The following is a 24,777-nucleotide window of genomic DNA, read 5'->3' as shown; positions in this document are numbered from 1 at the left end:
GCGCATGCAGCTTCTGCCGCACAACCCGACCGAGGGCGTCTACCCGGCCACCGACGACTACGTGCACGCCATGGAGGTACGCGGCGCCGAGCGGTTGCTGTTCGTGGCCGGCACGATGGGCCTGGCCCCCGACGGAAAGCCCGGCGCCACCCTCGCCGAACAACTCGATCTGCTCTGGACGAACATCAGGGCCATCCTCGCCTCCGCCGGCATGACGGTGGACAACATCGTGCGGCTGACCAGCTACCTGCGGGACGCGTCCTACGCCGAGGCGAACGCCGCCGCGCGCGTGGCGGCCCTGAACGGCCGGGCCGTCCCGACCACCGCGATCGTCGCCGAAACGCTCGTCGGCGAGTGGCTGGTCGAGGTGGAGGTCATCGCCGCGGGCTGACGGGGCGTGCGGCATCCCGGCTCGGTGGGCAGGGCGCTTCCGCGTACCCTGCCCACGACCGGGCAGACACATGGCGGAGCCAAAAACCGATCCGGCCACCGAGCCGGCAGAGGAAAGGTGCCGCAATGGCCGACCTCGTGCTGGGCCCCGTGCTGCGCTACGCGGGACGCACGACCGCCACCGTGTGGGTGGAGACCGACGGGCCGGGGACCGTACGCGTGGAGTGCGACGACGCCGCGGGCGAGGCCGCCACCTGGTCGGTGTTCGACCGGCACTACGCGATCGTGGTCGTCGAGGGCCTGGCTCCCGGCCGCACGCGCCCCTACCGGGTGGTGCTGGACGGACACCAGGTGTGGCCCCCGCGCCCCTCGGTGTTCCCGCCGAGCATGATCCGTACGGTGGGCGACGACTCCGAGCCCCAGCGAATCTCCTTCGGCTCGTGCCGGTGGTCGCGCCCGCCCAGCCGTGAGGAGCCCGACGAGCGCCACCTCGACCCGGACGTTCTCGACACCCTCGCGTCCCGGCTCGCGCGCGGCACCCCGGACGAACTGCCGGACGCCCTGCTCCTGCTCGGCGACCAGGTGTACGCGGACGAGATCTCCGAACGCATGCGGGACACCCTCGCCGCCCGCCGCGACCTCAGCCGGCCGCCGGGCCCGCAGGTCGCCGACTTCGACGAATACGCGCTGCTCTACCAGGAGTCCTGGAGCGACCCGCAGATCCGCTGGCTGCTCTCGACGGTGCAGAGCGCCATGATCTTCGACGACCACGAGATCGTGGACGACTGGAACACCTCGTACTCGTGGCGCGCCGACATGGCGCAACTGCCGTGGTGGTCGGAGCGGATCAGCGGGGCGTTCGCCTCGTACTGGGTGTACCAGCACCTCGGCAACCTGGACCCCGAAGCGTTGGCCGCCGACGAGACCTACATCGCGGTGCGCGAAGCGGCCGACGCCAAACAGGCCGACGAGATCCTCCGCTCTTTCGCCCTGCGCGCCGATGCCGACGCGGACAACGACGACCAGGACAGCCCGCGCGCGTGGTGGAGCTACCGCCGCGACTTCGGACGCACCCGCCTGGTCATGCTGGACACCCGCGCCGGACGCGTGCTCACCCCGAAGCACCGCCACATCATCAGCTCGGGCGAAATGGCTTGGGCGGAAGAGCAGTTCGACGAGGGGGGTTACGACCATCTCCTGATCGGCAGCTCACTGCCCTGGCTGCTGCCGCATGCCATCCACGATCTGGAGTCCTGGAACGAGGCGCTGTGCGCGGGCGCACGCGGGCCGCGGATCGCCCGCCTCAGCGAAAAGGTGCGCCGCGCCGGTGACTTGGAGCACTGGGCCGCTTTCCGTGAGTCCTTCGCGACGTTCACCGCACTGCTGGAGCGCATCTCCGCGGAAGGTCCCCAAGCCGAGGGCCGGCCGCCCGCGACGATCTCGGTACTGTCCGGCGACGTGCACCACGCGTACGCCGCAGAGGCCCACTGGCTCGACCGCGACGCCCGTTCCACCGTCGGCGGAGATTCCCAACGGCCTTCCCGCGTCGTCCAGTTCACCTGTTCGCCGCTGCACAACGCGGTCCCCGCCGGAATCCGGATCGGTTTCCGCCTCGGCTGGGGCGCCGCGGCCACCCGCCTGGGCACCTTCCTCGCCCGTCACGCGGACCTCCCGCCCAAGCCGGTGCACTGGACCAAACTCGGCGGGCCTTGGTTCGGCAACCACCTGATGACCCTCACCCTTCACGGCCGCGGAGCCGAACTGGCCCTGGACCGCGCCATGCGGCCCCGCCGAGGCGGCGAGCCGTGGCTGCGCCGTATCGGAACCGCCAAACTCCGCTGACGCGGCGGGGCGTCGCACCCTCGGAGGCATCACGCGCCTGGGGATCACGCCCCAACCATCCGCGACCCTCCCCGTGATCCTCTCCGCGCATCGATCAAGGTGACGAATGATCATGCGTGGCAAGGGATTTCGCCGCTGATCCAATGCTCGCGACCCCCTGTCGATCGTGATGCGCTGCCCCTACACTCGGCATCCGGCAGCACGATCCGCAGCTGAGCGGAGGCGAGCAGCGGTGAAGCTTGTGGTGTTGGTCAAGCACGTCCCCGACGAGACCGTCGACCGTCCCCTGACGGACGGGGTGTTCGCCGACGACCTGACGGTGGACCGGGAGGCACTGACCTGTCGGCTCGGCGAGCCCGACGAATATGCCGTCGAACAGGCGATGCGGATCGCCCGGCGCCGCATGGACGTGCAGATCTGCGTCGTGACGATGGGACCACCGGGCGCCGCACGGGCGTTGGTGCGGGCCCTGGCCCTCGGCGCGGACGAGGCCGTGCACGTCGTCGACGACGCGCTGCACGGCTCCGACGCGCAGGCGACGTCGCTGGTGCTGGCCGCGGCGGTCCGCCGCATCGGCTTCGACCTGGTGCTGTGCGGTACGGCGTCCACCGACTCCGGGATGTCCGTGGTGCCCGCCATGGTCGCCGAGCGGCTCGGCGTGCCGGTGGCGTGCGAGGCGGACGCGGTGTGGGCCGGCGAGGACGAGGTCGTGGTACGCCGCGACGCCGGTCCGACCACGGACGACATCGCCCTGACGCTGCCCGCCGTCGTGTCGGTCACCGAACGGGTCGGCGAGCCGCGCTATCCGGCGTACCGCTCGGTGGTCGAGGCGCGCGGCAAGGTCGTACGCACGTGGTCCCTCGCGGACCTGCGGATCCGCCCCGACGAAGTGGGCCTCGGCGCGTCGGCGACCGTGGTGCGCAGCGTGACGCCGTACGCGGGACAGGGACCGGCCCTGATCGTCCGCGGCGACGCCCGTGATGCGGCGGAACGGCTCGCGAGCTACCTGTCGGAGCACCAACTGATCTGAGCCGGCGGTCCGGCCGAGGAATGCGCGGGAGGCTCTGCATGCAACCTGTGCTCGTGCTCGTGGAATGTGACGGCGCCGAAGGCGCCGTCTGTGTGTCCGGGTACCGGTTGCTCGGCATGGCCCGGCGGCTGGGCTCGCCCGTGGCGGTCGTACGGCGGCCCGTGGAGCCGCGCGTCATCGCGGCGTTGGGACGGTACGGCGCGACACGCGTCTGCGTGGTCGAGGACATGGCGGAACCGGCCGTCGGAACAGCCGGCGCCGGTGGTGCGCGCGGCGTGGCCTCGACTGCCGTCGCCGTGCACGCGATCTCCGAACTCGCCTGGCAGATGTCCGCGGCGGCCGTGCTGGTGCCGTCCGACCGCGAAGGCCGGGAGATCGCCGCGCGCGTCGCGGTACGGCTCGGCTCGGGGATCGTCACGGACGCGGTCGACGTGTTCGCGGACCCGGACGGGCCGGTCACCGTGCAGGAAGTGTGCGGCGGCGCCTACCGCGTGGAGTCGGTGGTCCGCGGCACCGCGCCGGTGATCACGGTCGCCTGCGGAAGTGCCGCCCCCGCCCCGGCTCCCGCCGAGGCCATCGCGGAACCGGCGGTCGAACTGATGCGCGTCACGCTGCCCGAGGCGGACCGCCGGGTGCGCGTGGTGGCGCGTACCCGCAAGCCGGACCGCAGGCCGTCGGTGGCCGCCGCCTCGGTGGTGGTGGCGGGCGGCCGCGGCGTCGGCTCCGCCGAGGGGTTCGCGCTGGTGGAGAAGGTCGCGGACGCGCTCGGCGCGGCGGTCGGCGGGACCCACGCGGCGGCGGATCTGGGGTGGTGCCCGCACGACGCGCTCATCGGGCAGACCGGTGCGATCGTGCATCCGCGCCTCTACATCGCGTGCGGGATCTCCGGGTCCGTGCACCACCGCGCGGGGATCCAGCACGCCGCGACGATCGTCGCGATCGACCGCGACCCGACGGCACCCATCTTCCGGATCGCCGACGTGGGCGTGGTCGGCGACCTGCACGAAGTGCTCCCCGCGCTGTTGGAGGAACTGGCCCGGCGCCGGAACCCGGCCGCCACCGAAGCGATCTGACAGCACAACGGAACAGCAGACGGAACAGCACAACGGAACAGCACAACGGAACGGCACGACGGAACAGCACGGCGAGAACGGAGCACAGGGCACGGCGTACCGGTACCCGAGACCTCGCGGAGGCGTAAGTGGTCGCACGACTCGTCATCGGACTGGCGATCACGGCGGTGGCGTTCGCGCTCGCCGGTCGGCGTGTCCTGACCCTCTACCGGCTGGGCGGCAAGGGCCAGCCGGTAGACCCGGACCGCACACGTGACGTCGGGACCCGGCTGTGGGCCGTCACCACCGAGGTGTTCGGGCAACGCAAGCTGCTCAAGTGGACCGGTGCGGGGGCCGCGCACTTCGCGGTGTTCTGGGGCTTCGTGATCCTCGGCGCGACGATCGTCGAAGGCTACGGGGCGTTGTTCGACGAGGACTTCCACATTCCGCTGATCGGCAAGATGGCGTGGCTCGGCGCCCTCGAGGACACCTTCATCGTCGCCGTCCTGGTCGGCATCGTGGCGTTCGCCGCGATCCGGTTGCGCCAGTCGCCCGAACGGGAGGGCCGGGGCTCGCGGTTCTTCGGCTCGCACACCGGTGCCGCGTGGCTGGTGCTGTTCATGATCTTCAACGTGATGTGGACGCTGCTGCTCTTCCGCGGCTCGCAGACCAACACCGGCACCTTCCCGTTCGAGAACGGCGCGTTCGCCTCCGAAGCGGTGGGCGAGGTGCTGGAGCCGATGGGCGAGCACAACAACGAAATCCTGGAACACGTCGCGGTGTTGCTGTCGCTGGGCATCGTGCTGACGTTCCTGGTGCTGGTCGTGTACTCCAAGCACCTGCACATCTTCCTCGCCCCGCTGAACGTCCTGTTCTCGCGGCGCCCGCGCGCCCTCGGCACGCTGCTCCCGGTCTACTCGGGCGGCAAGAAGGTCGACTTCGACGACCCCGACGAGGACGACAAGATCGGCCGCGGCGCGATCGAGGACTTCACCTGGAAGGGCCTGCTCGACTTCGCGACTTGTACCGAGTGCGGCCGCTGCCAGTCGCAGTGCCCCGCCTGGAACACCGACAAGCCGCTCTCCCCCAAGCTGCTCATCATGTCGCTGCGCGACCACGCGCTCGCCAAGGCCCCGTACCTGCTCGCCTCCTCCGACGAGGCCCGCGCGGCACTCCCCGCGGAACAGATCGCCGAGGCCGAACGCCCGCTCGTCGGCGGCTCGGACGTCAACGGCGTCATCGACCCCGACGTCCTGTGGTCGTGCGTCACCTGCGGCGCGTGCGTCGAGCAGTGCCCCGTCGACATCGAACACGTCGACCACATCGTCGACATGCGCCGCTACCAGGTGATGATGGAGTCGGAGTTCCCCAAGGAAGCCGCCTCGATGATGCGCAACCTGGAGCGCAAGGGCGACCCGTGGGGACGCGGAAAGAAGGCCCGGATGGAGTGGGCCGCCGGACTCCCCTTCGAGGTCCGGGTGTTGGGCGGCGAGGAGATCCCCGAGGACGTCGAGTACCTGTACTGGGTCGGCTGCGCCGGCTCACTCGACGACCACGCCAAGAAGACCAGCCGCGCGGTCGCCGAGCTGCTGCACGAAGCGGGCGTCGGGTACGCGGTCCTCGGCCGCGACGAAGGCTGTACCGGCGACGCCGCCCGGCGCATGGGCAACGAACTGCTGTTCCACGAACTGGCGACGCAGAACGTCGAGACGCTGAACGCCGCGTTCGGCGAGCGCGAGACGAAGAAAATCGTGGTCACCTGCGCACACTGCTTCAACACCCTGGGCAAGGAGTACCCGCAGCTCGGCGGCCACTACGAGGTGGTCCACCACACGGAGTTGCTGGCCAAGCTGGTCGAGGACGGCAAGCTCGTGCCGACCAACGAGATCGACGCCGCGGTGACGTACCACGACCCGTGCTACCTCGGCAGGCACAACCGCGTGTTCAGCCCGCCGCGCGCAATTCTCGGCAGTGTTCCGGGAGTTCGCCTCACCGAAATGCCGCGCAACCGGGAACGCTCCTTCTGCTGCGGCGCGGGCGGCGCGCGCATGTGGATGGAGGAGACGATCGGCACGCGGATCAACGAGACCCGGACCGACGAGGCGCTGGGCACCGAACCGGACCTGGTCACCGCGGCGTGCCCGTACTGCATCGTGATGCTGACCGACGGCGTCGCGGTGCGGAAGCAGGAAGGCAAGGCAGCCGAGTCGGTACGCGTCACCGACGTGTCGGAGGTCCTGCTCCAGTCGATCCGCCGCCGCCCCGGAATGCCCGAGAAGCCGACGACGACAGCCGCAACACCTGCGGAGAACGGCAAAGCCGCCACCACGTCATCCAACGGCACAACACCGGAGACGGACACCCCGAAGCCCCCGGAATCGACGGTGGTCCCCGGGGAGGCGTAGTCCCGGCCGCAGAAATCACCGGACCGGACCGGACTCGCGGGGCGGTCCGCCTCGTACGCCGTCGTCCGGGCCGGGGCTTCGGTCGGGGAGGATGGTCCCCGGTCGCGATGCGCTGCCGCGCCGTCGTGTGCGGGACTACCCGGTAGCGGGGTGCTCCGGACGTTCGCGAGAGCTTCATCCGTGTGTCAGGTCCACCGCCACCCCGCGTCGCCCTTCGTCGTTTGACTCAGCTCGGAAAGCCGGGTCAAACGACAGGAGACGACGTTGAGACGTGTTCTTCCCGCACTCGGGCTGGCCGGCGCGCTGCTTGCCACCCTGGTCACGACAGGCGCCGCGGGGCCCGCATCTGCGCACGGCAGCGGAGACCGGCCGTCGCGGTCGTCCGCGGAGCCGTTGGTGATCGCGCACCGGGGGGCCAGCGGCTACCGTCCGGAGCACACTCTCGAGGCGTTCCGTCTCGCGATCCGCATGGGTGCCGACTACATCGAGCCCGACCTCGTGGCGACGCGGGACGGCGTGCTGGTGGCGCGGCACGAGAACGAGATCTCCGGTACGACCGACGTCGCCACGCGCACGGAGTTCCTGGGGCGCAAGGCGACCAAGACCATCGACGGGGTGTCCGTCACAGGGTGGTTCACCGAGGACTTCACGCTCACCGAGCTCAAGACGCTCCGGGCGAAGGAGCGCCTGCCGCTGGTCCGGCCGACCAACACGACCTTCGACGGCCGCTTCGAGGTGCCCACGCTCCAGGAGGTCGTGGACCTCGCACGCAGCGAGGGCCGTCGGCTCGGCCGCACGGTCGGCATCTACCCGGAGACGAAGCACCCGACATACTTCCAGTCCATCGGCCTCCCCCTGGAGGAGCCCTTGGTGGACCTGCTGCGCCGGAACCGGCTGACCGGCCGCAAGGCGCCGGTGATCGTCCAATCCTTCGAGACGGCGAACCTGCGCAAGCTCGACAAGATGACGGACGTCCGGCTCGCGCAGCTGCTGGACGCGGCCGGCAAGCCGTACGACTTCGTGGTGTCCGGCGACCCGCGCACCTACCAGGACCTCGCGAAGGCCGCGAACCTGAAGTGGATCTCGACGTACGCGGACGGCGTGGGCACCAACAAGAACCTGCTGGTGCCGCGTGACGCGGGCGGCAAGCTGCTCGCCCCGACGACGGTGGTACGCGACGCGCACCGCGTCGGACTGGTCGTGCACGCCTGGACGTTCCGGGCCGAGAACCAGTTCCTGCCGACCGACTTCCGCCTCGGCGCCGACCCGAACGCCCGCGGCGACCTCACCGCAGAGTACGAGCTGTTCTACGGCCTCGGCCTGGACGGCGTGTTCGCCGACCAGCCGGACACGGCGGTCGCTGCGCGGGCCGGACTCCCGGACTGAGTCGCCGGCGGACCCGCCGGTTTCCCGGCAAGCCGGCGGCCCGCGGAGATCGTCAGGAGGCCACGGAGGCTGAGGCGGCTGCCGAGTCCCCGCGCATGTCGTGCGCGCACGGCACGGCATGCGCGGGGTCCGTCAGTCGACGAACAGCCGCTTGATCAACTCGGGGTAGTCCCAGCCCAGTTCGCCGAGCATGCCGGCCAGCACCGGCGGGGCTCCCTTGACCTGCGGGGTCGTGGCGACCAGACCGGGCACGGCGACGCTGCCGCCGCTGAAGCGCGAGCCGGGGGTGGCGGGCGCGTCCACGCGGTACGTCCGCCACACCGGCTGGTCGTGCTTCAGCATCACGAGGTCGTGGCCGTTCCAGGCGAGGAACACCCAGCGGCCCTTGCTCGCCGCGCGGACCAGCAACAGCCCCTCGTGGTGCGGCCCGAGCGCGTCCACCGCCTGCGCCGCCACCGGCAGCGGGTTGGCGAACGAGCCGGTGACCTCCCAGATCCCGTCCTGGTCGTCCGCCGACCAGCCGGACTGCGCGAGGGACGCCAGGGCGTCGGCGTACGGGCCCTCGAACTCCGGTGTGTCGTCCAGGAAATCGTCCTCTTGCCAGCTCGGCGCGGGCAGGGTGGGCGCGGGCGGGGTGAGCGCGGCGGGCACTGCTGCGTCCGCGGCTTCGGGGGCCGGGGGTGCGGCGGGTGCCGGAGCCGGAGCAGGTGTGGGGACGGCCGCGGCCACCTGCGGGTGGACCCGCTCGGGCGCGGGGACGGCTGCCGGAACCGGCGCCGACACCGGCGCCGCGGTGGGCGTCGGTGCAGCTGTGGGCGGGACAACCGCCGCGGCGCGCGGAGCCGCGGCATCCTGGGCCTCCACCGCCGGGTCTCCAGCGGTCTGCGCGATCCGCAGCCCGTCGCGGGGCATCAGCGCCGGGTCGCCGCCCGCGAGGACCGCGAGTTCCACGGTCCCGCCGGCGCCGGCCGACTCGCCGAGAGCGGCCCAGGTGAGGTCGGATCCGCCGGTCAGCACGGTCCAGGTGTCGCCGGTACGCCACTGGACGAGGCGTCCTTGCGGCATGTGCGCGTCGTCGACGATACGGATCTCCGCGTCGCGGCCGGCGAGGGCGCGGGCGAACGCGTCGGGGTCGTAGCCGACGCGCGGCGGCGGGAGGGCGAGCGCGATGCGGGCGGGGGCGAGGCGTTCGACGAGGGCGCGTACGGCCCGTGCGTCGGCGTCCACCACCGGTGCGGACAAATGCAGTTCGTCCACGGGGCCCTCGGGAAGGCGGCCGAGCAGAGGAGCGTGCAGGTTGTGCAGGAGGCGTGCCTCGGTACCGGGTTGCCCCGGCGCCGTGTCGTCGGGGGCGCTTATATGTCGCTCGGCGATGATGTCGGCCAGGTCGCGCAGATGGGTTTCCGCCCACGGCGGGAACCCGACGGTCCCCGGCAGCATCTCCAGCCAGTCCGCGAGGTCGGCCAGCATCGCGTGCGAGGCGCCGCCGTCGCAGGCGACCGAGGTCCACAGGGCGTCGCCGCCCGAGGCGCCGACCGGTGCGGCCGAGCCCACCGCCAGCCGCGCCGACTCGTCGCCGAGCAGCAGCAGCACGCGCGGGGAGAACGGACGGGAGGCGCGCGGCCGCGCTCCGCCCGGGGCCGGCGGGTGGACGCCGTACGGTACGTCCGCGATCACCGCGGTCCGGGCCCCGAGGCCGCGTACGGCCTCGACGGCACTGTCCACCTCGGACCCCCGCTCGGCGGGGAAGCCCAGGAACAATGCCTCACGCGGCGAACCCTCGGCCGACGCCCATGCGGCGACCGGGCCCAGTCCCGCTCTTGCCGGCGACCATGCCGGTCCTACGGTCTTGACGCTCACACCGCCCCCTCACTTGATCACCATCGTATGAGGCGGCACGGGCCTGTGCCGAGCGGGCCGGGGCTCCGGGAGAGTTGTTTGCCCAAAGCTTGGGGTGCGCCGGGTTGTGGAGGGGTGGTGCGGCCCGGTTGCGCGTGTGCGGGAGCGCGGGCGGTCAGCGCTTGGTGTAGACCCTGCCCGGCGTCAGCCTCGTGCCGCCGTACAGCTCGGAGACGGTGACGAGGTGGTAGCCCCGCTTGCGCAGCCCGGTGATGATCGCAGGGGCGGCGTCCGCGGTCGAGCGGTGGATGTCGTGCATCAGGACGATCGAGCCGGGGCGCACATTGCCCAGGACCCGCGACGTGACGACGCGTGCGTCGCGGTCGGCCCAGTCGCGCGGGTCGACGCTCCACATGACGACGGGCGCCTTGATCGCGGCCCGGACGCGCTCGTTGTGCGCGCCGTACGGTGGCCGCACGAGCGAGGGGTAGCGCCCGGTCGCCCGGGTGATCGCGGTAGCGGAGCGGCTCACCTCACGGCGCACGGCGGTCGTGGAGAGCGTGCGCAGGTCCTTGTGCGCGTACGTGTGGTTCGCGATCTCGTGGCCTTCGTCCGCCACCCGGCGGGCGACGCGCGGGAACTTGTCGGCCTGCACGCCCAGCATGAAGAACGTCGCCTTGGCCCGGTGTGCGCGCAGGTGGTCGAGCAGGCGTCCCGTCGATGCCGCCGCGGGTCCGTCGTCGTACGTCAGTGCGACGCACTTGGCATGGCGGCAGTCCACCCCCGCCGCCTCGGCGGTCCCGGCCCCGGGGCCGAGGAGTGCGGACAGGAGCACGACGACCAGCCCGCCGACGACGGCGCGAACACGCACGTGGATCCCCCAACTCGTTCGACCCGGAGCGCACGCGGACCGGGCACGGCGTCAGGCGCCGCTGCGGCGCCGCAGGGGCCGTACCCAAGGCGCCAACCGGGCATTCGACTTCGCGCGATGACGACTCGGACGGGTGAAGGGGCCGTGCGTCGGCCGCGACGCGGGGACCGGCCCGGCGGCCTCAGGCGGCGGCGATCGGTTGCTCTGCCCAGATCGTCTTGCCGCCGGCCGTGTAGCGCGTGCCCCACCGCTGGGTGAACTGCGCGACCAGGAACAGCCCGCGGCCGCCCTCGTCCGACGTACGGGCGTGCCGCAGGCGCGGAGACGTGCTCGTCGCGTCCGACACCTCGCAGATGAGGCTGTCGTCCCGGATCAGGCGCAGGTTGATCGGGCCGGCGGCGTACCGGATCGCGTTGGTGACCAGTTCGCTGACCACCAGCTCGGTGGTGAAGGCGATGTCGTCGAGCCCCCAGTCGGCGAGCTGCCGGGTCGTACGCTCGCGCGCCTCCGCCACCACGGCCGGGTCCGCGGGCAGCTCCCACGACACGACATGCGAGGCGTCCAGGGTGCGGGTGCGGGCGACCAGCAGCGCGACGTCGTCCTCCGGCGGCTGGCGTACAAGGGTGTCCAGCACCGTCGCGCAGATGTCGTCGAGCGGGCGGTCCGGGCGGTCGAGCGCCACGCCCAGCAGGTCGAGGCCCTGGTCGATGTCGTGGGCCCGCGACTCCACCAGGCCGTCCGTGTAGAGCACCATCAGGGTGCCGGACGGGAGTTCGAGTTCCGTCGACTCGAACAGCATGCCGCCCAGCCCGAGCGGCGGACCCGCCGGCAGGTCGGGGAACTCCACCGTCCCGTCGGGACGCACAAGTGCGGGCGGCGGGTGGCCGGCGCGGGCGAGGGTGCAGACGCGGCTCACCGGGTCGTACACCGCGTAGAGGCAGCTTGCGCCCAGGGCCGTGGTGTCGAGGCCGCCTTCGCCCCGGCCTTCCTCGTCGACGAAGCGCATGACCAAGTCGTCCAGGTGGGCGAGTAGTTCGTCCGGAGGCATGTCAAGGTCGGCGAGGGTGTGCACGGACGCCCGCAGGCGTCCCATGGTCGCGGCCGCGTGGGTTCCGTGGCCGACGACGTCGCCCACGACCAAGGCCACGCGCGCGCCGGACAGCGGGATCACGTCGAACCAGTCGCCGCCCACGCCGGTGCGGTCGTCGGCGGGGAGGTAGCGCGAGGTCACCTCGACCGCGGTCTGCCGGGGCAGCCCGTGCGGCAGGAGGCTGCGCTGCAAGGCGAGCGTCGCGGCGTGCTCGTGGGCGAAGCGGCGGGCGTTGTCGATGCTGACCGCGGCGCGCGACACGAACTCCTCGGCGAGGATGAGGTCGTCGCCCTCGAACGGCTCGGGGCTGCCGCGCCGGAAGAAGTGCGCCACGCCGAGCACGCGGTCGCGGACCGCGATCGGGACCACCATCAGCGAGTGCAGCCCCACCGCGCGCAGGCGGCGGGCCACCTCGGGGTCCCGGGCGATCCAGCCGACCGAGTCCGGGTCGAGCACCGGTTCGAGGACGGCGCGGCGGTCGACGAGGCAGCGGGCGGCGGGCGAGTCGGCGCGGACCGGGACGTACTCGCCGTTCCGGGCGTACGACTCGCGCGGATCGTCGCGGGCCGAGCGCTGCCCCACGCGTCGCAGGCCGGGGTCGCCGGGCACCGGGCCCGGGGCCGGCTCGATGCCGCGCAACACGGACTCGCGCAGGTCGACCGCGGCGAAGTCGGCGAGGCCGGGCACCGCGACGTCGGCGAGTTCCTGGGCGGTGCGGGCGACGTCCAGCGTCGTGCCGATGCGCATGCCGGCCTCGCTCAGCAGCGCCATGCGCCGCCGGGCGCGCCAGCGGTCGGTGACGTCGACGACGACGTAGCAGATGCCGAGCGGTTGCCCGGCCGGGTCGTCGACCCGGAAGAACGAGGTGGAGTACGCGTGCTCGTGCTCCGGATCCGCGGCCGTGCGCCCGCGGTACTCCAGATCGATCAGCGGTTCGCCGGAGGCGAGCACGCGGCGCATGTTGGCCTCGATGGATGCGGCCGGGAGGTCCGGCAGGACTTCGCCGAGGGTGCGCCCGAGGCGCTTCGCGCGCGGGATCCCTCCGCCGCGTTCGAGGGTGTCGTTGAGCCATACGCAGCGCAGGTCGGTGTCCATGAGGGCCATGCCCAGGGGTGCGCGGCCGAGGAGGTGGTCGACGAGTGCCCAGTCCCAGCCGGCCGGGAGCCTCCAGGGCTCGTCGGCGTCGCGGCCGTCAGGCCGGGCGTTCGGCGTGCCCATGGTTCTCCACCTCATTCCGTCGTCGGTGCTCCCCGTCGGCCCCCGCATTGGTCTCGGTGTCGGTCCCGGTGTCGTCGGTCCCCGTGTCGGTCCCGGTGTCGTCGGTCCCGGTGGCGGTCCCGGTGTCAACCCGGGTCTCGCTCCCTCTCTCTCCCTGCCCCGTCCAGCGCGTGAGCAACAGGGCCACGTCGTCGGCCCGGTCGGTGACCCGGCCCGCCTCGCGTACCAGGCGGTCCGCGAGGTCGGCGACCGCCACCGTCGCGCGCGACCCGCCCGGCGGGCGGCCGCGGGCCACGGACGCGCGCAGCCGTTCGATGCCGTTGCCGATGTCGTCGCCCGCATCCTCCACCAGGCCGTCGGTGTACAGGGCGAGGAGCGAACCGGGGCGCAGGACGACCCGTGTCACCGGGTAGTCGGACGAGCGGTCCACCCCGAGGAGGGTGCCGCCCGCCACGTCCAGGACGCGGGCGTCGGCGTCGGGGCCGCACACGATCGGCGGCGGGTGCCCGGCCCGGACGATGCGGCACACGCCGGTACGCGTGTCGAGTTCGATGTAGCAGCAGCTGGCGAACAGCCCCGGGTCCAGGTCGGCGAGCAGCCGGTTGGTACACGCGACGACCTGCCCCGGTTCCTTGCCGCCGGTCGAGAAGGCACGGACGGCGCTGCGGAGTTGGCCCATGATCCCGGCCGCCGCGACGCTGTGGCCCTCGACGTCGCCGATCACCAGGGCGACGGCGTTGCCCGTGTCGATGACGTCGTACCAGTCGCCGCCGATTTCCATGCCCTGGGTGCCGGGCAGGTAGCGCGCGGCGACCTCCAGGTGCGGCAGGTCGGGCAGCCGGTGCGGGAGCAGGGCGTGCTGGAGGCCGCGGGCGAGCGCGGATTCCGCGTCGAACAGCCGCGCGCGCTCGAGCGCCTGGGCGATCAGGCCGCTGAGCGCGGTGAGCACCGAGCGCTCCTCGGGGCTGAACACGTGGCGTCGGCCGAAGCCCAGGATGCAGCTGCCGACCGGCCGGTCCGACGCGATCAGCGGCAGGAACGCCCACGACGACATCTCGTCGACGGGGATGCCCGGGTACGCGCCGGTCAGGTCGCTCACCGACTCGAAGAAGATCGGCACGCCGTGCGTGAGCACGTCGACGCCGGGCAGCCCGGCGTCGGTCGTGACCCCCTCGAAGGGATCCAGGAAGCCTTCCGGGTAGCCGGTCTGCCGGACCAGGTGGAAGCGGCCGTCGCGCACGATGTAGACGGCCAGCTCCTGACCGCCGAAGGCCGGCAGGATCTGATCGGCGACGACCTCGCAGACCTCGTCGACGCTGACCGCCTCGGTGAGCGCGCCGGCCATCTGGAGCACGTGGTAGATCGCGCCGAGCCGGGCGGGTGTCGCGGGGAGGGTCGGCGGGGGCGCGGGACGGTCGTCGTGCTCGGTGCCACGGCCTCCCGGTGCGCCGGGCGGCGGGCCGACCGGGACGACCTTGCCGGTCACGCCGTAGGGGTCGGGGTAGAGCGAGAAGGCGAGCCAGCGGTCGTGCGGGGTGCGGGCCAGGAACGCGCCGGGCTGCTGCGAGAGCATCGCGGCGCGGTAGCGGTCCTCGTACGAGGGGTCCGCCAGCCACGGGAACGCCTCCCACGGAGTGCGGCCGATGACGTCCTCGAGGCGGATCCCGAGCATGCCCTGGAGGTTGCGGTTGGCGTACGTGATGCGGCCGTCCGGGTCGAGCGAGAAGACGCCGTCGCGCAGCCGCTCGACGGCCTCGGCCGCGGCGGCGCCGAAGCCGAGGTCGAGGACCGCGCCGACCAGGTGCGGCCCGGAGTCGTCGGGGACACGGCCCCACAGCTCCAGGAGCCTGCGTACGCCGCCCTCCCCCTCGACCTGGAGGCGCCACGCGAGCACGCGCCCGGTGTCCACGGCGCGCCGGGCGGCCTCACGGAACTCCCGTCCGCCGCCGGATACGACGCGGTCGGCCAGGGTGGTCGCGCGGCCGTCGAAGTCGGCCGGGGGCACGCCGAACAGCTCGCAGAGCACGTCGTCGGCCGCGAAGGCGCCGGTCTCGGTGTTCCAGTCGAACAGGCCGACGCGGATCGGCGACAGGACCGGGGTCCACAGCGGGGCGGCGGTCGGCGGGCCGTCGTACTCGACCGGTTCGCCGCGGCCGGCGATCTCGGCCAGCACGTTGCCCAGGCGCACGCAGGCCGCCCGCAGCCGGCGGCGGCGCGCCCCGGTGAGGCCCTGGCCCGGCGTCGCGGGCCACAGGAGCACGATCGCGCCGTAGGCCTCGTCCCCGCAGCGCACGGCGGCGGTGGCCGAGGCGAAGGCGTACGGCATGCCCAGCGCCAGCTGCGGGAAGCGCCGCACCGTCTCCCCCGCGTCGGCGAGAAAAACGATTCGCCCTGTCCGGAACGCCTCGGCGGCGGGCATCGCGCCGTGCACCGGGATGCGCCCCCACGGGTCGACGAGGGAGACCGACAGGCCGGCGACTTTTGCCAGCACCAGAGCCCGTCGATCGGGTGACCTGAGGTAGGCGACGCCGCCGTACGCGCCGGTGGCCTGGACCGCCTGGGCGAGCCCGGTCGAGAGCGCCTCGTCGAGGGCGTCGGTGAGGGTGTCGTGGCCGCCGGGACCGGGCGCGGGCGGCCCGTGCGCAGGGTGGGCGGGGGTCTGGGGGCCGTGGGCACGCCTGTGCACAGCCCCGGGCTCGGGCGCGATGCCGGTCATCGTGCCGTACCTGCGTGCCGGCTCGCGCGGCGCGGCGCGTGCCGCGCCGATCGCTCGCACATAGTTCTCGGGGTACGCCTCCCCCGGTCCCGTGTCAAGCGGAGCCGCACATCGGAGGGACCCCGGAACGGCCGCGCGCGGCCGCGCGAAACGGCCGCGGGAAGGGCTGCGGAACCGCTACGGCTTGCGGCCCACTCCCGCGTACATCCACATGCGGTCGCTGCCGCCGCGCGGGTGGCGGTCGGGACGCCAGTACGGCACCTGCACGATGCCGGGCTCCACGATCTCCAGGCCGTCGAACAGCTCGGCGACCTCCTTGTGCGAGCGCAGCGTCATCGACGTCGACGCGCTCTGGTAGGCGTCCGCGGCCGCGTGCGCGGAGTCGCTGTTCACGTCGCCGGTGGTGTGCGAAAGGATCATGAGACTGCCCGGGGCGAGCGCGCCCATGAGGGTCGCCAGGATCCGCCCGGGGTCGTCCTCCTCGGAGAGGTAGTGCACGACGGCGGTCAGGACCACCGCCACCGGCCGCGCGAGGTCCAGCACCTCGCCCAGTTCCGGGCTGCCGAGCAGCGCCTCGGGTTCGCGCAGGTCGCCGCCCACCACGCTCGCCGCGCCGCCGGGACGGGCCAGCAGGGCGCGGGCGTGCGCGAGGACCATGGGGTCGTTGTCGACATACACCACGCGCACGTCGCGGGACCCGGTGCGGGCGTAGTCGTACGTGTCACCCGCGGTGGGGAGGCCCGCCCCGATGTCGAGGAACTGCCCGACCCCGGTGCGTGCCGCGAAGGCGACGGCGCGGCGCAGGAAGCCCCGGTTGTGCCGGGCCATCTCGCGGATCTCCGGGGCCGCCGCGAGGGCGGTCTCGGCGGCCTCGCGGTCGATCGCGAAGTTGTCCTTGCCGCCGAGGTAGTAGTCGTACATGCGGGCCGGGTGCGGCCGGTCGGTACGGAACAGCGGGACACGCACCGGAAGCGGCTCGGGCGGGTGCGCCGCCTGCGGCGGCACGGCCTGGCCGCGCGGCGGGGGCAGTCGCTGCGCCCCCATCGCGTCCGGCGCCCGGCATGCGGAGCGCGCGCGGGACCCGCGCTCGTCCTCCGGCATCGGCATCACTCGTGTTCTCCGGTCTGGTCGCGGGGCACCCGGCGGGCCGGGGGTGGATCCCGCCGGGCGGCCCCGCTGCCTCCTCCACCCGTCACGGGGGAGTCAGCGGCGGAGGAAGTCCGTCACGACGGTGTCGAAGCGGCCCTGCTCCTCGACGAATGGCACATGTCCGCTCTCGGCGAAGCGCTCCACCTGTGCGTCCGGAAGTGCGTCGGCCAGGTGGCCCGCGAGGTCGCCGGGGAAAATCTTGCTCTGTTCTCCGTAGATCAACAAGGTCGGCACGCGGACTTCCGGCAAAACCCCGCGGAAGTCCGCGTGCGCCATGTCCATCCACACGTCCAATGCGGCTTCCGTGGGGGTTTGCGTCGTCTCCGCATAGGCGGCGTCGACGTTCTCCGCGGGCGGCAGCTTGGCGAAGCAGGCCTCGATGAACGGCTTTATCGCCAGCGGCCGGGCGTGCCGCACGGTCTGCGCGAAGACCGCGAGATCGGTCGCCGAGTAGCCGCCCATGAGCGCGAAGTCCCAGTCGGGGCCGTCCAGAAAGCGCGGCGACTGGTCGACGAAGACCGCGCTGCGCAGGCCGTCGCAGCCGAACTGCCGGACGTACGACAGGATCACGGCGGTGCCCATCGACCAACCGACGAGCGTGGCGTCCTCGGCGTCCAGCGCCTTGAGCAACTCGCGGACGTCGCGGGCGTATTGGGGTATCGAATGGCCTTCAGGCGTCTTGCCCGATTTGCCGTGGCCGCGGAAGTCCGGGGCTATGACGCGGTGGTCCGCCGACAGCGCGGGCACGTTGCCGGCCCAGAAACCGCTGTTCATCGTCCAACCGTGCAGCAGGACGACGGGACGGCCCGTTCCGTGGTCCTCGTAAGACAGCGGCAGACCGTCGGACAACTCCACGTATGGCACTGGGGACCCCATCCTCCGCTACAGCGGGCGCTGACCAGTTCGACGAAACGCTCGGCGACTCGGTTCCCGATTGTGGCCGACGCGCCACGCTGTGAGCACGCGCACGCAAGGGGTTGCGTCAGGGTTGTAGCGTGGGCGGTATGTCGGACCGACGGGGCGCGCGGGCGCGGGACCGCGCCTTGGGGGGCGGCGGGCCGTCCTCCGACGTCCGCCCGTCGATCCGGGCTTCCTGGTCACGGGCACGACGCAACAACCTTCCCCCGGACGCGTATCTGCCTCCCGTGCCGTTGGACGAGCACGCGCTCGCGCGGCGCCGCGACGCGCACCCGCTGGCCAAGGTGTGGCCGGTGCTGCGGCGTTCGCTGGCCGCGGCCACCGCCGGCCCGGGGCAACTGCTGTTCCTCAGCGACGCCGACGGCCACTTGCTGTGGGTCGAAGGCGACCACGCCACCCTGCGCGTCGCCGAGCGGGCGCACCTGCTGCCGGGCGCGCTGTGGAGCGAGGAGTTCGCGGGGACCAGCGGCGTGGGCACGGCGCTGGCGACCGGCCGGCCCTTCCAGGTCTTCGGCGCCGAGCACTTCCTTTCCGCGGCAACCGCCTTCACCTGCACCGCCACCCCGATCCACGACCCCGCGACCGGCGAATTGCTGGGCGTCCTGGACTTCACGTGTGCGGAACGCGACTGGCAGCCGCTCGCGGTGCCGCTGCTGGACACCGCGCGCCGGCTCGCGCTGTCCGAACTGGAGGCGGTACGCCTGCGCGAGACCGCCCGGGTGCGCAACCGCTACGTCGAACGCCTCACCCGGCGCCTCGGCACCCGCAGCGCGATAGCCGCGCCGGACGGCGCCATCGTGCACTCCGACCCGCCGGGTTGGCTGCCGGCCCGGCTCCCCGGTCCGCCGCGCGAAGGCCCCGCGGTACTCCCGGGCGGCCAGGTCGTGCTGCTGGAACGCCTCGCCGCGGGCGGGCTGTTCCTGGTGACCGCGGGCGACGCCGCGACCGGCCCGGTCGTCACGCCGACACTGCGCTTCCACGGTCTGGGCCGCGCCCGGGCGAGCCTGGAGATAGCCGGAACCACCCACGAACTGGCGCGCCGGCACAGCGAGATCATGGCGCTGCTGCTCGCCGACCCGGGCGGCATGACCGCGAAGGCCCTGGCCACCGAGGTGTACGGCCCCGAGGGGCGGGCCATCACCGTACGCGCCGAACTGGCCCGGCTGCGCGCCGTCCTCGGCCACCGACTGGCCTCCGACCCCTATCGCGTCACCGGCGAGTTCGAGGCCGACTTCCTCGCCCTCGACCGCGACGTCGCCGCGGCGCCGGTTCCCGAACTGCTCGACCGCTACCCCGGGCCGCTGCTCCCCGGCTCCCGGGCCCCCGGCGTCGCGGCGCTCCGCGACCGGCTGCACGACCGCCTGCGGCACCGCGTCGCCGACGCGGCCGACCCCGACAGCGCCATCCGCTGGGCGGCCCTCCCGCACAACCGCTAGTACGGTGCCCGGAAAGTCGCGCCGGGCAGCTCCCGCGCCCGGCGCGACTTTGCCGTGGCGGCCTAGGACTTGACGTAGTCGCGCAGGTGGCGGGCGGTGAGGGTGTCCGCGCTCGCGACCAGGTCGGCGGGCGTCCCGGTGAAGACCACCTCGCCGCCGTCGTGCCCGCCGCCGGGGCCCAGGTCGATCAGCCAGTCCGCGTGCGCCATCACGGCCTGGTGGTGCTCGATGACGACGACCGTGTTGCCCTCGTCCACGAGGCGGTCCAGCAGCGCGAGGAGGTTGTCGACGTCGGCCATGTGCAGGCCGGTCGTGGGCTCGTCCAGGACGTACGTCGACGACTTCTCGGCCATGTGGATCGCCAGCTTGATGCGCTGCCGCTCGCCGCCGGACAGCGTGTTGAGCGGCTGCCCGAGCCGCAGGTAGCCGAGCCCCACGTCGTTCAGCCGGCCGAGGATGGTGTGCGCCTGCCCGGACGGGAAGAACGCGTACGCCTCCTCGATCGGCATGTCCAGGACCTCGCTGATGTTCTTGCCGCGCAGCCGGTACGTCAGCACCTCGGGCGTGAACCGCTTTCCCTCGCACGCCTCGCACACCGACGCGACCCCGGCCATCATCGCCAGGTCGGTGTAGACCAGTCCGATGCCGTTGCAGGTCGGGCAGGCGCCCTCCGAGTTGGCGCTGAACAGCGCGGCCTTGACCCCGTTCTCCTTGGCGAACGCGGTGCGGATCGGGTTGAGCAGCCCCGTGTACGTCGCCGGGTTCGAGCGCCGCGATCCGCGGATCGCCGACTGGTCGGCGACCACGACGCCGTCCCGGCCGGACAGGTTGCCGTGGATCAGCGAGCTCTTGCCGGATCCGGCGACGCCCGTGACGACGGTCAGCACGCCGAGCGGGATGTCGACGCTCACGTCCTTCAGGTTGTGCTGGTCCGCGCCCTCGATGGCGATGTGCCCGGTCGGCCTGCGCGCTCTGTCGCGCAGCCGCACGCGGTGCCCCAGGTGGCGGCCGGTGAGCGTGCCGGACGCCCGCAGGCCCGCCACGTCCCCGGTGTAGCAGATTTCGCCGCCCGAGGTCCCGGCGCCGGGCCCGAGGTCGACCACGTGGTCGGCGATCGCGATGACCTCGGGCTTGTGCTCGACGACGAGCACGGTGTTGCCCTTGTCGCGCAGCAGGAGCAGCAGGTCGTTCATGCGCTGGATGTCGTGCGGGTGCAGGCCGACGGTCGGCTCGTCGAAGACGTACGTCACGTCGGTCAGGCTCGACCCGAGGTGCCGCACCATCTTGACGCGCTGCGCCTCGCCGCCGGACAGCGTCGACGAGGTGCGGTCGAGGCTGAGGTACCCGAGGCCGATCTCGACCAGCGACTCCAGGAGCGCGCGCAGGCTCGCCAGCATCGGCGCCACCGACGGGTCGTCCACGCCGCGTACGAACTCGGCGAGGTCGCTGATCTGCATCGCCGAGCACTCGGCGATGTTGCGCCCGTTGATGCGGGACGACAGCGCCGCCGCGCTCAGGCGCGTGCCCCCGCAGTCCGCGCAGTCGGCGAAGACGACCGCGCGGTCGACGAACGCGCGGATGTGCGACTGCATCGCCTCGCGGTCCTTGGCGAGGTAGATGCGGCGGACCTTGACGACCAGGCCCTCGTAACTGATGTTGTTGGAGCCGATCTTGACCTTGCAGGCGGGCTTGTGGAGAAGGTCCTCCCACTCCTGCTCGGTGAAGTCGGCGAGCTTCTTGTCCGGGCTGTAGAAGCCGGAGTTCGCCATCGTCTGGCCGTACCACCCGTCGACGTTGAAGCCGGGGACGGTGATGGCCCCCTCGTTCAGCGACTTGGTGCGGTCCACGAGTTGGTCGATGTCGATGTCGGAGGTCTGCCCGATGCCTTCGCAGCGCGGGCACATGCCCTCGGGGCTGTTGAAGCTGAACGCGGTCGAGGTGCCGACGTGCGGCTGCCCGAGCCGGCTGAAGATGATGCGCAGCATCGTGTACGCGTCGGTCGCGGTGCCGACGGTGGACCGCGAGTTGACGCCCATGCGCTCCTGGTCGACGACGATCGCCGCACTCAGGTTGTGCAGCCCGTCGACGTCGGGGCGCCCGAGGTTCGGCATGAACGACTGGATGAACGCGGTGTAGGTCTCGTTGATCAACCGCTGCGACTCGGCGGCGATGGTGCCGAACACCAGGGAGGACTTGCCCGATCCGGACACCCCGGTGAACACGCTCAGACGCCGCTTGGGCAGGTCCAGCGACACATCCCGCAGGTTGTTCTCGCGGGCGCCGCGCACCTGGATCACGTCGTGTTGGTCCGCTGCGGCGGTTCGGCGGTCGGAGGACGAGGCGGGCATACGCGATCTCCTTGCGGCGGTTCGGGGGTTCCGGCCACCCTATGCAAAGCCTCCGACATCGCCCGCCCGCGCGCTTCGGCGGAGCGCGGTCGTCTGCCGCACGTCGCCGACGCGCCTCGCCCTCACCTGTCCGCGGGCATGCGCAGCCGCGGTCGCCGCAACGCGATGCGGGTCAGGTACGCCGGGTTGTCGCGCGCGTACCGCTGCCACAGCCGGCGTGGTCCCGTCGCCCACGACTGCGACCTGCGGCTTGCGTGGCTGTCGAACGCCGTGCCCACCCCCAGCACGACGGGGGCTTCGAGCCGGCCGCGGTGCTCCGCCATCCACCGCTCCTGCTCGGGTGTGGGGAGGCCGACCCAGAGCAGGTCCGCGCCGCTGCCGTTGATGCGGGCGGTGATCGCCGCATGCTCGCGCGGCGTCAGCGGACGGGAGGGCGGCGAGTAGGCGCCGACCACCTTGAGGCCGGGGAACCGCAGGCCCAGGTGGTTCGCCAACATCTCGGGCACGCCTTCCGCGCCGCCGTAGAAGTACGACGTCCATCCGCGCTCCACCGCGCGGGCCAGCACGTCCAGCATCAGGTCCGGCCCGGTCACCTGCCGCATGCCGGGCGCGCCCGCGCGGTGCCCGGCCCGGACCATCGCCGTGCCGCCGGGCACGGTGAGCCCGGATTCGTTGTGCGCGCGCCGGAGTTCGCGGTCCCGCCGGGACGCCATGACGCCCTGCACGTCCGTGACGCACACGTAGTGGCGTTCGCCGGTGTCGATCCACCGGGTGATCTCGTGGACCGCGGCGGCCCGGTTGACGACGCTGATGCCGACGCCGAGGACGTCGACGCGTGCGATGCCGCTCATCGGCGCACCCCCGCGAGGAGTGCACGGGTCAGGCGCGCTCCGGTGCGGCCACCGGCACCGGTGAAGACGGTGTCGACGTGCGGCATGGCAGGCCCCAATCTAAAGACAATGTGACAAACCACTCCGGAAGGTACTGGTCCCCCGCCGCGCGCACGGCGTTCCGCGCTGCCGCGCACGAAGCGCCCACCCGTTCGGCGCACCGCGCCCACCCGCGTGCCACTGATCCACCCGCCCCGCGCGGTCCCGGCGACCGGCCTCCCGGTGCCCGACGCCCTGTGCCCTGTGCCCGGAGAGGACCTCCGCCCGCAGGTCGGCGACGACCCGCCCTGGCACGGGTCCACCGGGGCCCGGACGCGTCCCGCGCCGCCCGCGCGGCGTCGAACAAAATTCAAACGGATGATTGAAGACCAGGGGTTTCGCAACGCCACGGGGCGAGGCATCCTTGGGGGCGGCTCCGGCGGGACGGGCAGGTCCCGGTGGACCGCAGGTCGGCGCGGTGCGGCGGCGCCTCGTGGTCAACCATCTTGGGGGACTTGTGAGTTCCGATCAGACGAAGCGCACCGGGCCGGATCCCGAAACGCGCCCGGAGGCGCCCGCGTCCACCGCCGCCCCAACTGCCCCCGCCACCCCCACCTCGGCCACCGCCCGGATCCCGGACCTCCCGGCGTTCGCGGTGAAGCCGGTCGCCGTCGTCGCGGTCGTCTTCGCGGCCGTGCAGGCCGCCTTCTCCGGCCGCTACGGGTTCCACCGCGACGAGCTGTACTTCATGGCCGCCGGCGACCACCTCGCCTGGGGCTACGTCGACCAGCCGCCGCTCACCCCCTTACTCGCGCGCGCGAGCACGGAGTTGTTCGGCGACTCCCCCACCGGGTTACGTGTGGTCGCCCTGCTCGCCGCCGTCGCCGCGGTGTTCGTGGTCGCCCTCACCGCACGCGAACTCGGGGGCACACCAAGGGTCCAGGTGCTCGCGGCGCTGTGCGCGACGGTGTCGGCGTACGTGCTCGCGAGCGGGCACATGGTCTCGACCTCGACGTTCGACCTGCTGTGCTGGCTGGTCATCACCTGGATCGCACTGCGGCTGCTGCGCACCGGCGACGGACGCTGGTGGCCGGCCATGGGCGTCGCCGTCGGCATCGGCCTGTTCAACAAGCACCTCGTGGCGATGCTCGCCGGCGCACTCCTGGTGGCCGTGCTCGCGGTCGGCCCCCGACGGGTGCTGCGCAGTTGGTGGCTGCTCGTCGGCGCCGCGATCGTGGTGGCGCTGGCCCTGCCCAACGTGCTGTGGCAGATCGACCACGACTGGCCGACCCTCGATGTCGCGGAGGGCATCCGCGAGGAGGACGGCGGCGAGAACCGGGCGATGTTCGTGCCGCAGCAGATCATCATGCTGTCGCCGTTCCTGGTCCCCGTGTGGGCCGCCGGACTGGTCGCGCTGTTCCGCGACCCGGCGCTGCGCTGGGCGCGGGCGGTCGCCATCGCTTATCCGCTGGTGTGCCTCGCAGTGCTGGCGACCGGCGGCAAGTCGTACTACGCGCTGCCGCTGCTGCTGGTCATGACCGCGGCCGGCTGTGCGCCCGTCGTGCGGTGGATGCGCGACGGGTGGCGTACCGGCCGGGCCCGGCTGGTCATCGCCGGGTTGGCGGTGTCGGCGGTGGTCAACGCGGTCGTCACCCTGCCCGTGCTGCCCGCCGACTCGCTCGACGTGCCCAACGCGATGAACAAGGAGCAGGGCGAGCAGGTCGGCTGGCCGGAACTGGCCGACGCGGTCGCGCTCGGCTGGCGGCAGGTCCCCGCCGACCAGCAGGCCCGTGCGGTGGTGTTCGCCGGGAACTACGGGGAGGCGGGCGCGCTGGTGCGCTACGGACCCGAACGCGGCCTTCCCGAGCCGTACTCGGGCCACATGGCCTTCGCCGACTGGGGGCCGCCGCCGGACTCGGCGAACGGGCCGGTGCTCCTGGTGCGCATCGACGACGCCGAGGGCCAGGACCGCTTCTTCACCGGCTGCCGGCTGGTCGGGCGCGTCGACAACGGCAAGGACGTCGACAACGAGGAGCAGGACGCGCAGGTCCAGTTGTGCACCGGGACCACCGCACCGTGGTCGGTCATGTGGCCGGACATGCGGCGCGGCTACTGACCGGCTGACGCTAGGTCGTGTCTTCAAATTCTCGCCGGGCCCGCGAACCGTGGCACGCACGCTCGCCGCGTTGCGGACCTTGCCCGGCCAAACCCAGGCCGA

At 72.6% G+C, this 24,777-nt stretch carries 16 protein-coding genes; 8 read left to right on the top strand and 8 right to left on the bottom strand.

Features of this window, described 5'->3' with window-relative positions; genetic code table 11:
- The first annotated feature begins 4 nt into the window (after positions 1-4).
- The 6 genes from AB0C36_RS09265 to AB0C36_RS09240 all read left to right on the top strand — a co-directional run bounded on the left by AB0C36_RS09265 (position 5) and on the right by AB0C36_RS09240 (position 8,105).
- Entirely contained in the window at positions 5-391 is a 387-nt protein-coding gene (locus AB0C36_RS09265) for a RidA family protein (protein ID WP_358351587.1), read from the top strand.
- A gap of 125 nt (positions 392-516) precedes the next feature.
- Positions 517-2,232: an alkaline phosphatase D family protein gene (locus AB0C36_RS09260; RefSeq protein WP_358351585.1), complete on the top strand. Its 1,716-nt coding sequence runs from the start codon at positions 517-519 to the stop codon at positions 2,230-2,232.
- Between the two features lie 232 nt (positions 2,233-2,464).
- Positions 2,465-3,262, top strand: a complete 798-nt coding sequence (locus AB0C36_RS09255; RefSeq protein WP_358351582.1) for an electron transfer flavoprotein subunit beta/FixA family protein — start codon at positions 2,465-2,467, stop codon at positions 3,260-3,262.
- Positions 3,263-3,300: 38 nt separating this feature from the next.
- Positions 3,301-4,335, top strand: coding sequence for an electron transfer flavoprotein subunit alpha/FixB family protein (locus AB0C36_RS09250; RefSeq protein WP_358351579.1), 1,035 nt, complete (start codon positions 3,301-3,303; stop codon positions 4,333-4,335).
- Positions 4,336-4,463: 128 nt separating this feature from the next.
- The gene (locus tag AB0C36_RS09245; protein ID WP_358351577.1) at positions 4,464-6,719 is read left to right on the top strand and encodes a (Fe-S)-binding protein; all 2,256 of its coding nucleotides are present in this window, start codon (positions 4,464-4,466) and stop codon (positions 6,717-6,719) included.
- 264 nt (positions 6,720-6,983) lie between these two features.
- Positions 6,984-8,105 carry a glycerophosphodiester phosphodiesterase gene (locus AB0C36_RS09240; RefSeq protein WP_358351575.1) on the top strand — a complete coding sequence of 374 codons (1,122 nt, stop codon included), beginning with the start codon at positions 6,984-6,986 and terminating at the stop codon, positions 8,103-8,105.
- A gap of 132 nt (positions 8,106-8,237) precedes the next feature.
- On the opposite strand, the gene AB0C36_RS09235 is transcribed toward AB0C36_RS09240, so the two are convergent.
- The 6 genes from AB0C36_RS09235 to AB0C36_RS09210 form a co-directional block, all read right to left on the bottom strand.
- Entirely contained in the window at positions 8,238-9,965 is a 1,728-nt protein-coding gene (locus AB0C36_RS09235; protein WP_358351572.1) for a hypothetical protein, read from the bottom strand.
- Between the two features lie 154 nt (positions 9,966-10,119).
- Positions 10,120-10,815 carry a polysaccharide deacetylase family protein gene (locus AB0C36_RS09230; RefSeq protein ID WP_358351569.1) on the bottom strand — a complete coding sequence of 232 codons (696 nt, stop codon included), beginning with the start codon at positions 10,813-10,815 and terminating at the stop codon, positions 10,120-10,122.
- A 181-nt stretch (positions 10,816-10,996) separates the two neighbouring features.
- Positions 10,997-13,123 carry a SpoIIE family protein phosphatase gene (locus AB0C36_RS09225; RefSeq protein WP_358351566.1) on the bottom strand — a complete coding sequence of 709 codons (2,127 nt, stop codon included), beginning with the start codon at positions 13,121-13,123 and terminating at the stop codon, positions 10,997-10,999.
- Positions 13,098-15,839, bottom strand: a complete 2,742-nt coding sequence (locus tag AB0C36_RS09220; RefSeq protein ID WP_358351563.1) for a SpoIIE family protein phosphatase — start codon at positions 15,837-15,839, stop codon at positions 13,098-13,100. The genes AB0C36_RS09225 and AB0C36_RS09220 overlap by 26 nt, the downstream gene beginning before the upstream one ends.
- Positions 15,840-16,016: 177 nt before the next feature.
- Positions 16,017-16,946: an SAM-dependent methyltransferase gene (locus tag AB0C36_RS09215; protein ID WP_358351561.1), complete on the bottom strand. Its 930-nt coding sequence runs from the start codon at positions 16,944-16,946 to the stop codon at positions 16,017-16,019.
- A gap of 96 nt (positions 16,947-17,042) precedes the next feature.
- Positions 17,043-17,852, bottom strand: a complete 810-nt coding sequence (locus AB0C36_RS09210) for an alpha/beta fold hydrolase (RefSeq protein ID WP_358351558.1) — start codon at positions 17,850-17,852, stop codon at positions 17,043-17,045.
- 140 nt (positions 17,853-17,992) lie between these two features.
- Here AB0C36_RS09210 and AB0C36_RS09205 point away from each other — a divergent pair, with 140 nt between their 5' ends.
- On the top strand, positions 17,993-19,342 hold the full coding sequence (locus tag AB0C36_RS09205) for a GAF domain-containing protein (RefSeq protein ID WP_494410243.1): 1,350 nt from the start codon (positions 17,993-17,995) through the stop codon (positions 19,340-19,342).
- A 62-nt stretch (positions 19,343-19,404) separates the two neighbouring features.
- Here the strand turns inward: AB0C36_RS09205 and AB0C36_RS09200 are convergent, their stop codons facing one another.
- Entirely contained in the window at positions 19,405-21,690 is a 2,286-nt protein-coding gene (locus AB0C36_RS09200) for an ATP-binding cassette domain-containing protein (RefSeq protein WP_358351552.1), read from the bottom strand.
- Between the two features lie 122 nt (positions 21,691-21,812).
- Positions 21,813-22,541 carry a WecB/TagA/CpsF family glycosyltransferase gene (locus AB0C36_RS09195; RefSeq protein WP_358351549.1) on the bottom strand — a complete coding sequence of 243 codons (729 nt, stop codon included), beginning with the start codon at positions 22,539-22,541 and terminating at the stop codon, positions 21,813-21,815.
- A gap of 535 nt (positions 22,542-23,076) precedes the next feature.
- On the opposite strand from AB0C36_RS09195, the gene AB0C36_RS09190 reads away from it, so the two are divergent.
- Positions 23,077-24,675 (top strand): ArnT family glycosyltransferase, encoded by a 1,599-nt coding sequence (locus AB0C36_RS09190; RefSeq protein WP_358351546.1) that lies wholly within the window; start codon positions 23,077-23,079, stop codon positions 24,673-24,675.
- Positions 24,676-24,777 lie beyond the last annotated feature (102 nt).

The organism is Streptodolium elevatio, from assembly GCF_040649515.1.
Taxonomy (GTDB): Bacteria; Actinomycetota; Actinomycetes; order Streptomycetales; family Streptomycetaceae; genus Yinghuangia; species Yinghuangia elevatio.
Note: the sequence above shows the minus strand (reverse complement) of the source record. Positions and strands in the feature narration are given on the sequence as shown.